General features: G+C 65.7%; 8 protein-coding genes. 4 read left to right on the top strand and 4 right to left on the bottom strand.

What is annotated here, in order from left to right:
* Positions 1-25 precede the first annotated feature (25 nt).
* Positions 26-1,780, bottom strand: a complete 1,755-nt coding sequence (locus TRIHO_RS11865) for an ATP-binding protein (RefSeq protein ID WP_082705123.1) — start codon at positions 1,778-1,780, stop codon at positions 26-28.
* Between the two features lie 341 nt (positions 1,781-2,121).
* Positions 2,122-3,486: an FAD-dependent oxidoreductase gene (locus TRIHO_RS11855; protein ID WP_068243679.1), complete on the bottom strand. Its 1,365-nt coding sequence runs from the start codon at positions 3,484-3,486 to the stop codon at positions 2,122-2,124.
* A gap of 180 nt (positions 3,487-3,666) precedes the next feature.
* Between TRIHO_RS11855 and proS the strand changes: the two genes are divergently transcribed.
* From proS to TRIHO_RS11835, 4 genes are all read left to right on the top strand, one after another.
* Positions 3,667-5,022: a proline--tRNA ligase gene (gene proS / locus TRIHO_RS11850; protein ID WP_068243678.1), complete on the top strand. Its 1,356-nt coding sequence runs from the start codon at positions 3,667-3,669 to the stop codon at positions 5,020-5,022.
* Between the two features lie 400 nt (positions 5,023-5,422).
* Positions 5,423-5,935 (top strand): DUF2937 family protein, encoded by a 513-nt coding sequence (locus tag TRIHO_RS11845; RefSeq protein ID WP_068243677.1) that lies wholly within the window; start codon positions 5,423-5,425, stop codon positions 5,933-5,935.
* 88 nt (positions 5,936-6,023) lie between these two features.
* On the top strand, positions 6,024-7,307 hold the full coding sequence (locus tag TRIHO_RS11840) for a lipoprotein-releasing ABC transporter permease subunit (RefSeq protein ID WP_068243674.1): 1,284 nt from the start codon (positions 6,024-6,026) through the stop codon (positions 7,305-7,307).
* On the top strand, positions 7,300-7,983 hold the full coding sequence (locus TRIHO_RS11835; protein ID WP_068243666.1) for an ABC transporter ATP-binding protein: 684 nt from the start codon (positions 7,300-7,302) through the stop codon (positions 7,981-7,983). Before TRIHO_RS11840 ends, TRIHO_RS11835 begins: the two co-directional genes overlap by 8 nt.
* A 30-nt stretch (positions 7,984-8,013) precedes the next feature.
* On the opposite strand, the gene TRIHO_RS11830 is transcribed toward TRIHO_RS11835, so the two are convergent.
* Positions 8,014-8,451 (bottom strand): DMT family transporter, encoded by a 438-nt coding sequence (locus tag TRIHO_RS11830; protein WP_068243660.1) that lies wholly within the window; start codon positions 8,449-8,451, stop codon positions 8,014-8,016.
* Between the two features lie 116 nt (positions 8,452-8,567).
* Positions 8,568-9,224 (bottom strand): hypothetical protein, encoded by a 657-nt coding sequence (locus TRIHO_RS11825; RefSeq protein ID WP_068243683.1) that lies wholly within the window; start codon positions 9,222-9,224, stop codon positions 8,568-8,570.
* Positions 9,225-9,417 lie beyond the last annotated feature (193 nt).

The following is a 9,417-nucleotide window of genomic DNA, read 5'->3' as shown; positions in this document are numbered from 1 at the left end:
CTGCCGGTGCCCGCGCGCGGGGCGATCAGACCTCGTTGCGGGCGACCGGTGCGACGGGGGCGACCGGTGTTGCAGAGGCGGCAGGCGCGATCGCTGCGGCGGCGATCAGCGGTGACAGCACCCGCAACAGATCGGATTGGCGCAGCGGTTTGGCCAGCCAGCCGTCAAAGCCGGCTTCGAGATAGGATTCCACCTGTTCGGCAAAGGCATTGGCGGTGACCGCTACATAAAGGGTGCGCTCCGCGGCCTCTGGGCTGCGGGCCTGGTGGCGGGTGCGCAGCTTCTCGGCCAGTTCCATGCCGTTGAAGCCCGGCATCTGAATGTCCAGCATCAGCACGTCATAGGCGGTGGCGGTGGCGAGGCCAAAGGCTTCGATACCGTCCTGCGCCTTGTCCACGGTGGCCCCGAGCTGCTCCAGCATCCGTTGCAGCACCAGCCGGTTGGCGGGGCTGTCGTCGGCCACCAGAATGCGTTTGCCCCGCAACAGCTGATGCGGTCGTTCGGTTGCGGCCTGCAGATCGTCAGCCCGGGCCTGCGTCACCGGCATCGGCAGGAACAGGTGAAAGGAGGTGCCCACGCCAGGGCTGCTTTCGACGCGCATCCGGCCGCCCATCAGCTCTACCATCTGGTGCACGATGGCCATCCCCAGCCCGGTGCCGCCCTTGGTGCGGGCGGTGGTGGCATCGGCCTGGGTGAAGGGTTTGAACAGATGTTCCATCCTGTCCGGTTCAATGCCACAGCCACTGTCGCGCACTTCGATCTGCACCCCGAGCGGGGTGCCACGCATGGCCATGCAGACGGAGCCGACATCGGTGAATTTCACCGCGTTGCTCAGCAGGTTGCCCAGGATCTGGCTCAGGCGGAAACCGTCGCCGAGGCGCAGCTCGCCCGCGGGCAGATCAGAAAACTTGTGGCACAGTTCGACGCCCTTGGCCGCGGCATTGGCCGAGAACAGCTTGGCCACATCATCGGCAAGGGCATGCAGGTCAAATGGCTCCGGCGCCAGTTCCAGCTTGCCGGCGTCGATCTTGGCAATGTCCAGCGCGTCGTTCAGCAGCCGTTGCAGGTTCTGCGCCGAGCGGTTGACGGTGCGCAGCAGCTCGTTCTGTTCCGTCAGCGGCAGGGTGCGCCGGTTGGTGCCGCGCATCAACAGATCGACCGAGCCGATGATCCCGTTGAGCGGCGTGCGGATTTCATGGCTCATATGGGCCAGAAAGGATTTGCGCGCCTCCGCTTCCTGTTGGGCCAGCGCCTCGGCGGTGACCGCATGGCGCAGCGCCTGTTTGTGGGCGATCTGCTGATCCATGCACAGCGCCATCTGTCGCACCGTTTCCAGATCCGCCTCGCTCCAGTCGCGCGGGCTGATGTCGATGACGCAGAACGCGCCGATCGGGGTGCCATCCGGCAGGTGGATCGGTGCGCCCAGATAGGCGCCGACCGGCTGGTCGCCGGGGGCCACCGCCTCGGGCAGCAGATCTGTCTGGCGGGTGTCGCAAATGCGCACCGCCGCATCCGTCGCCTGCACGTATTGGCAAAAGAACCGCGACAGCGGCGCCCGGCAGCGATCCATCGCCTCTGGCGTCAGGCCGATGCTGCTCTTGACGGTGACGTCGTCCTGACCGCGCCGGACGATGGTGACCAGCGCGCAGGGCGTCGCAAGCACGCGGGCCGCTAGTCGGGTCAGGTTGTCGTAGGCAGAGTCCGCCGCAGTGTCGAGAAGGCCAAGTTCGCGGATCTGAAAATCATAGGCGTCGGGGGCAAGGGGAACAGTATGATTCATGGAACAAAAGGATCTTTAACAGGACAGGGTACGGCCCGAAAAGGCCGCGGCGAAAGGCATCAATACCGCTCTAGACAGCGCACAGACCGTCAAAATCTGATTTATTGAATACTCCCAAACAGCGCGAATGTGACAAAAAACTAGTTTGAATTGAACGTTCTTTTTCCGCGTTGGATGATCTTGTTTTTTCGAGGCAAAATCAGATCCGCAAAAAAGCGCGGCGTGACAGCGGGTTATCGGACTTGGCAACATTTTTATCCGCTTACGCAGAAATTCTGGTTGCTTTGGGGTGGCGCGCGGCAGGCGGGGGGCGGACAGGCCGGGTTCGGGCGGCAATGGCATCATGCAATCCGCACCCCCTGACGTTTCAGTTCCTTTTGCACTTGGGTCAGGGATAGGGCCGCCAGATCGCAGTCCGCCTTGACCGACAGGGCCGCCGCGATGCCTGCGCCCTGTCCGGCCACCGCGCAGCAGGCCATGTTGCGGGTGGCGGCATGGGCGATCCTGTCGCCGCCGATGGCGCGCCCGGTGACCAGAAGCCCCTCGACCCCCTTGGGCAGCATCGCCCGATAGGGGATCTGCATATAGCGCCCGGTGGTGGGCAGGATCAGCACGCCATAGCCGTCGATGAACTCCGGGTAGATGCCGATGCTGTCCTCGAACCGCCCCTCGTGGCGCACGTCCGCCTCGGTCATATTGTAGACCGCATCAATCTTGCGGGTGTCGCGGATGCCGATGGTCATGCCAAAGTTGCGCAGCCGCGCCCCGTCACAGCCCGGCGTATAGGCCTTGAGCGCCCGGATCGCATGCATCGCCTGCTTGCGACCCTCGATCTCGAACCGGGTCATGCTGTCCGGGTCGGTGCCGTCGCAGCCCGCCAGATGCACCAGGTTCATATAGGTCATTTCGCCCGAATCATGCACCGCCCCCCAGGTGCCGCCGATGGTGTTCAGATGGGCCGGGATCAGCCCGTCCTTCAGCGCCTGGGCAAAGGGTTTGGCCAGAAACGGGGAAAACATGTCGTCTTCCTTGCCCGAGGTCTCCACCTGCCATTCCCCGGTCGACCAGTTCTTGTAGGTCTGCGGATCGGCCTGCACCCCCGCCATGAATTTCTGTTTGTCGACCCCGGCGATGTGGAACATGACGCTGGCCGCCTGCATCTCTTCGACCGGGGTCTTGTGGCTGGGGGCCCCCATCATCCGGGCGATATCGGCGTCGCCGGTGGCATCAATCACCCGCCGGGCCAGGATCGCCTCGCGCCCGGCCTTGGATTCGACAATCGCCCCGGTGATGCGGTTGCCCTCGCGGATCGGCGCCACGAACAGTCGGTGCAGCATCGGGTGAATGCCGACCTCCTCGACCAGCCTGTCCGCCACCAGCTTGAACCCTTCGGCGTCCAGCTCGTAGGACAGCGACTGGCTCTCCGGGGTGGCCGCGTCCATCGCCTTGGCGCGCTCCTCGAACTCCCAGCCGATGCCGCCGGCCTCCACCGTCTGTTCGTGGCGGTACCAGGCAAATCCTTCGACGCCGACGGTCGTGATATTGCCGCCAAAACAGCCGAACCGCTCCAGCAGGGTGACCGCAACGCCCGCCCGCGCCGCCGCCAGAGCCGCCGCCAGCCCGCCGGGGCCGGAGCCGATCACCAGCACATCCGTCTGGTGGATGACGTCGATTTCGCGGGCCGGTTCGGTGATCGTCTGGCGCATGGCTGTGGCCTCCCTGAAAAACTCGAACCACGGTGGGTTTTTTTGAATGGCGGTTCAAGTCCCGATTTCACCGCCCCCCGGTTCTGGCGATGCGCCGCCGTCGCCGGGCCATCTCCGCCCTTGTCTGGCCCGTCCACACCTTCTACACCGGGCAAAACCCAATTACCGCTCGGAGCCAACATGCGCCTCTCCCGCTATTTCCTGCCTGTCCTGAAGGAGACCCCCTCCGAAGCCCAGGTCGTCAGCCACCGCTACATGCTGCGGGCCGGCATGATCAAACAGTCCGCCGCCGGGATCTATTCCTGGCTGCCGCTCGGCTACCGGGTGCTGAAAAAGATCGAGGGCATCGTGCATGAGGAACAGATGCGCGCGGGCCATATCCCGATGCTGATGCCGACCATCCAGTCGGCGGATCTGTGGCGCGAGTCGGGCCGCTACGAGGCCTATGGCGAGGAAATGCTGCGCATTCAGGACCGCCACGGGCGCGACATGATGTTCACCCCCACCGCCGAGGAGCTGATCACCGATATCTTCCGCGCCAATGTGTCCAGCTACAAGGACCTGCCGCTGACCATGTATCAGATCCAGTGGAAATTCCGCGACGAGATCCGGCCGCGTTTCGGCGTGATGCGGGGGCGCGAATTCTACATGAAGGACGGCTATAACTTCGACCTCACCAAAGAAGACGCGCTGCACGCCTACAACCGTCACCTGGTCAGCTACCTGCGCACCTACGAACGGATGGGCCTGCAGGCGATCCCGATGCGCGCCGATGCCGGCCCGATTGGCGGCGACTACACCCATGAATTCCTGGTGCTGGCCGAAACCGGCGAGTCGGAGGTCTTTTATGACAGCGCCGTCACCGATCTTTCCTTCGGCGACCGGGCGATCGACTATGATGACGTGGCCCAGTGTCAGGGCATCCTGGAGGAATTCACCTCCAAATATGCCCGCACCGATGAAACCCATGATGCGGCCCTCTTCAACGAGATCCCCGAAGAGCGTCGCCGCGTGGCCCGTGGCATCGAAGTCGGCCAGATCTTCTATTTCGGCACCCAATATTCCGAAGCCCTCGGCGCCACGGTACAGACCGGCGATGGCCAGTCGATACCAGTCCATATGGGCTCGCACGGGATCGGCGTGTCGCGGCTTCTCGGCGCCATCATCGAGGCCAGCCATGACGACAAAGGCATCATCTGGCCCGAAGGCGTCACCCCCTTCCACTGCGGTATCGTCAACCTCAAACAGGGCGACGACGAAGCCGACGCCGCCTGCGAACAGCTCTACAGCGCCCTGACCGCCATCGGGCTGGAGCCGCTCTATGACGATCGCAAGGAACGTGCGGGCGGCAAATTCGCCGGCATGGACCTGATCGGTCTGCCCTGGCGCATCACCGTCGGCCCGCGCGGGCTGAAGAACGGCGTCGTCGAACTGACCAGCCGCCGCACCGGCGACAGCGAAGAGCTGAGCCCGGAAGAGGCGGTCAAGAAAATCGCCGCCATCTACGCCGCCCACCCGACACCGCGCGGCTTTTAGGCCAGAGGGCAAGGCTGCGGTCATGCCGGGGGCGGGGGCAAGACGGGCCTTGGCGGTTTCGACCGCCGCCCCTCTCCCCCAGCCCCTCTCTCCCCGGCCAGTCAACGTGGGCAGTCAACATGGCCCGGGGCCCTGCATCGCCAGCCGCAGGCCCGGTCTTGCCGCTTGCGGGCAGTCTCGCGACTTCATCTTTTTTCAAATACCTCGGGGTGAACGGGCCCGTCAGGGCCCGGAGGGGCAGCGCCCCTTACCCGGCCTGCTGTCCAATCTCCCATCCTCCGGGATGCCGCGGACCCCGATGCGCAGGCTTTCGCCACCGCGCTTGTCTCGCCGGTTCGGGGTTGCACCCGCTGTGTCAGCGGGCATCCTGTTGCCCACGGCGCAGGACAAAGGACAGACGATGGTCACGCGGTTGATTTCCATGTTGGGCGGTCTGGGTGCGGGTGTCGGCCTGTCGCAATTTCCGGCCTATGCGCAGGCCTATCTGCAACGGCTTGGCGGCCATGTGGACGCGCTGCGGCGGACGGTGGCTGAATTCGATGCCGATGCGGCCGCCCTTGGGCTGGAGCGGCAGACGGCGCTGGTGCAATTGGCGCTGGGCGGCGACATGGGCGCGCGCCGGACCGAAACCATGGCCGCCACCATCGACCGCTATGGTCGGCTGTCGGCCGACCTGCACGAGCTGGCAGCGATGGCGCCGGTGGAACGCGCCCTGCATCTGGGCCGCTTTGCCGATCCGGACATCGCCGGTGCGACCCTTGCCGCCTTTGAACCGGCCCTGCCGGTCTCTGTCGATGCGCTGTTGCTGGCTGCGGTCGGCATGGCGCTGGGCACTGCGGTGATCCGGCTCGGGCTGGGGCTGCTGCGGCGTGTCCTTGCCCGTGGGCGGCGGCGGCGGGATCGGCTTGCTTGACCGGCACACGCCACGCGCCTAGGGTCTGCGCGACCCTCGCTTTTCGCAGTCCGCCTTTGGATTGTGCCGCATAAGGAACACAGCCTAAATGGCCGGACCCGCGCCTTTTTCCCGTTTCGAATGGATGATCGCATGGCGCTACCTGCGCGCCCGCCGCAGCGAAGGCGGCGTCTCGGTGATGACCTGGATCTCGCTCATCGGCATCACGCTGGCGGTCTTTGCGCTGATTGCCACCTTGGCCGTGCGCTCCGGGTTTCGCGCCGAATTCGTCGATACCATTCTGGGCGCCAATGCCCATGCCTCGCTCTATGCCCATGGCGCGGTGACCGAGGGCGGGCAGCTGGACCGCACCATTGCCGATTACGCCGACCTGACCGCGGCCGTCGCCAAAGTGCCCGGCGTGCGCCATGCCGCGCCGCTGATCAAGGGCCAGGTGATGGCCAGCCGGGGCGATCGCAACGCCGGGGTGCAGGTCTTTGGCATCCATGCCGCCGATCTGGCCGAGATCCCCGGCATTGCCCAATCCGAGGCCGCCTATGGCGATCTGGCCCGTTTTGACGAGGGCATCGCCCTGGGCACCGGTGTGGCGCGCAGCCTCGGGCTGCAGGTCGGTGACAAGGTCAAGCTGATTTCGCCCAACGGGGTCAAGACCGCCTTTGGCACCAGCCCGCGCGTCAACGCCTATGAGGTGGTCTATGTCTTCTCCGCCGGGCGCTATGACATCGATAACACCCGCGCCTATCTGCCCTTTGCCGAAGCGCAGAGCTACTTCAACCGCGACGGGGTGGCGGATGAGATCGAGGTGATGGTCGAGGACCCCGAAGAGATCGACCGCTACGTGGTGCCGCTGTTGCAGGCGGCCGGCGCGGGCTATGGCGTCTGGAGCTGGCGCGACAGTTCCGGGGGCTTCCTGCGGGCGCTGGAGGTGGAGGACAACGTGATGTTCGTGATCCTGTCAATCCTGGTGCTGATCGCGACCATGAACATCGTCTCTGGCCTGATCATGCTGGTCAAGAACAAGGGCCGCGACATTGGCATCCTGCGTACCATTGGCCTCAGCGAAGGGTCGGTGATGCGGGTGTTTTTCATTTGCGGGTCGATCACCGGCGTGATCGGCACCCTGATGGGGGTCGCCCTTGGCTGCCTGTTCGCGATCTATATCGATCCGATTTTTTCGTTTGTGAACTACGCCATGGGCGGCGGTGTCTGGGATCCGTCGATCCGGGGCATCTATGCGCTGCCGGCGCAGCTGCGCATGGGCGATGTGCTGTCCGCGGTCGGGCTGTCGCTGGGGCTGTCGTTTCTGGTGACCATTTTCCCGGCCCGGCGGGCGGCGCGCCTGAACCCGGTGGAGGCCCTGCGCTATGAGTGAGATCACCCTGCAGCTTGAAGGTCTGACCAAGACCTATCTGCCCGGAACCCCCGGCGAAATACAGGTGCTGCGCGGCGCCGATCTCACCCTGCGGGCGGGTGAGGTGGTGGCGCTGGTGGCGCCCTCGGGGGCAGGCAAATCGACCCTGTTGCAGATTGCCGGCCTTCTGGACACCGCCGATGGCGGCCGCGTGTGCATTGGGGGGCAGGACATGGCCGGCGCGGGCGAGCGCAAGCGCACGGCGGTGCGGCGGCAGGATGTGGGGTTTGTCTATCAGTTCCACCATCTGTTGCCGGAATTCACCGCGCTGGAAAACATCGTGCTGCCGCAGCTGGCCGATGGTGTGCCGCAGCGCCAGGCAGAGGCGCGCGGCGCCGACCTGTTGGCGCTGGTGGGACTGGCGGGCCGCGCCGCGCACCGACCGGCGGCGCTGTCTGGCGGCGAACAGCAGCGCGTGGCGGTCTGCCGGGCGCTGGCCAACCGCCCCCGCATCCTGCTGGCGGATGAGCCGACCGGAAATCTGGACCCGGCGACCTCGGATCAGGTGTTTGACGTGCTGTTGCAGCTGGTGGCCGAGACCGGCCTGTCGGCCCTGATCGCGACCCACAACCTGGAGCTGGCCGCGCGGATGAACCGGGTTTTGCGGTTGGAAAACGGCGTGTTGCAGGACGGGTAAGCGGCGCGCGGGTGCTGGATCAGAGGGCGGTCAGGCGGCGATCTGGGTGATCCAGACGCCGGCCGCCATCACCGAAATGCCAAGCGCCCGCATCGCTGTGATCGGGCTGACCTGCGCGCCAAAGAGGCCAAAGTGGTCGATGGCCGCCGCTGAAATCAACTGCCCCAGCAGCACGAAGAACACCGCGTTTCCGACCCCGAAATGGGGCGCGACATGGGTGATCGACAGCACATAGAATGCCACCAGCAGCCCCGCCAGCATCAGGTGTTTCGGGGCCGAAACCACGTCGGTCAGCGTCTTTGGGCCGACCAGCAGGTAAAAGGCCAGCGCCGCGGCAAAGGCGACGGCAAAGAGCACCACAGTGGCCGCACCGGGCGCGCCGAGGAACTGCCCCAGCCGTGCGTTCAGCGCCGCCAGCACCGGAATGCCGATCCCCGCCGCCAGCATCAAAAGCGCATATTGGGTCATGTCGCTTGTCCTTCCCATGATCGCTCCGTCTGCGATGTCCGTGTTGCGGCAAACTGCGGCCAAGTGGCGGCGACGACAAGGGGTTTATTGTACCGATTTTACCCGCGCCGCCGGGGTCAATCGCAGATCCCGCCCACCTCTGCGCCGCGCCAGGGCAGGTAGACATCGTGTTCGCGGTGGGTGGGCAGGGCGGAGACCGGCATCACCGCCGCCAGCATGTCGTGCAGCCGTCGGGTGCGCGCGGCGGTGGGCGCGAGGGCGCGACAGCAGACGTATTCCTCGACGATGGTGCCCTGCTGTTCGTAACCGTAGGAGAGAAACGCCCCCGGCCCGTCGGGATCAAAGAGATAGGGATCGGGGGAGGCGCTGTGTTCGCCCAGGGCCTTGAGCGGCGAGTAGCCGGTCAGGCCCCGGTTCTGCCATTGCCAGACATGGGTGGCCTCATGCGCCAGTAGCATCGCCTCGACCAGGGGCAGGGCCTTGGGGTAGTCGGGCGTGTAATCCGCCTGGTACCAGTCGCGGGTGAAAAAGATCCGGTTGAACAGGGCCAGCGCCGCCGGGGAGCCGGTGACCAATTCGCCCGCCGGGCGAGGCGGCAGGATCCGTTCGCGGCAGGTCACCCGAGGGCGCTGGGGCCGCCGGTAGGTGACTGCGCGCAGCGGCGCCCCCTGGACCAGCCGCAGCCGGTTGAGGTCAAGGCTGTCGCCATGGATGGAGGCGAGAAACTGCGCCTCAGGGTCGGTCGGCGGGCGACCGCAGCCCGCCATCATCATCAGCAGCAGAAGCGGCAGCGCCAAGGGCAATGCGCGCGGCCATACCAGGGGCCATGCAAGCTCAAATGCCGAGCCCGAGCGCAAGGCGGACCTGAACCGGGCGAACTGGAACTGGGCGGATGTAAGCACTGTCATTGAAAACCCGGCGTGGGGCGGCCTGCGGGGGCTGTGCCGCGGGCGGGGAGATCGGCGG

It is taken from the genome of Tritonibacter horizontis (assembly GCF_001518015.1).
Lineage (GTDB): Bacteria > Pseudomonadota > Alphaproteobacteria > Rhodobacterales > Rhodobacteraceae > Epibacterium > Epibacterium horizontis.
The sequence above is the reverse complement of the archived record's forward strand: the minus strand, read 5'-3'. Positions and strand labels throughout refer to the sequence as shown.